The organism is Rhodococcus sp. 05-340-2, assembly GCF_002258915.1.
Taxonomy (GTDB): domain Bacteria; phylum Actinomycetota; class Actinomycetes; order Mycobacteriales; family Mycobacteriaceae; genus Rhodococcoides.
The window spans coordinates 1-735 of record NZ_NOYU01000037.1 but is presented as its reverse complement, the minus strand read 5'-3'; the positions used below and the strand labels follow the sequence as shown (position 1 = coordinate 735).

1 protein-coding gene is annotated in these 735 nt (G+C 64.1%); it reads right to left on the bottom strand.

Annotated elements, in window-relative coordinates; all coding sequences use genetic code 11:
• On the bottom strand, positions 1 to 735 hold a 735-nt coding region (locus CH271_RS22560; RefSeq protein WP_143546100.1), incomplete at both ends, for a rhodanese-like domain-containing protein.

Genomic DNA, 735 nt, shown 5'->3' with positions numbered 1-735 from the left:
GTCGATGAGCACCACGCTGCGATGTTCCCGGTCGAGTAGTGAGGCCGCGATCGAGGCGCGATAGCCGGAGGCGCAGTGCACCCACACTTTGCCGTCGGGAACTTCTGCGAGTCGGTGTGGCAGTTCGTGGAGGGGAATGTTGATCGCACCGGGGATGTGGCCGTCCGCGTATTCGGACTGTTGACGGGTGTCGAGCACTGCAATGTCCGAGTCCTCTGCGGCGAGTCCGGCGAAGTCGGACACTTCGTAGGACCGTACGCGCCCGTCGCTGGCGAGCGAATGAATCTCTCCGACAGCGGAGCCGGAGGGGTGGTCGATGCCGATACGTGCCAACTCCCTTGTGGCCTCGTCGATTTGATCGGATGTGTCGCCGATCAAGGTCAGCGGCGCACCCCACTGGTAGAGCCAGCCGAGGTAGGTGACGAATGTCGTCGACAGCTCGAAGCCGAGGGAACCGTCGAGATGTCCGGCAGCGAAGGCGGTGCGTGCGCGGAGGTCGACGACCCATTGTCCGTCGTCGATGCGGCGGCGTAGTTCGTCGGGGTCGACGGGTTCTGGGGTGGACAGGTCGATCGGTGCGGGGCCTTCGGTGTTGATGACGCCCATGTGGGCGTAGTACGCGGGGTAGGCCGACAGTCCTGCGATCAACTCGTCGACGTAGGTTTGTTCGTCCTGGGTCAGCGCGGGATTGGACTGTTGCTGTTCACCGATGGTCGACGAGTCGCCGCTGGTGGG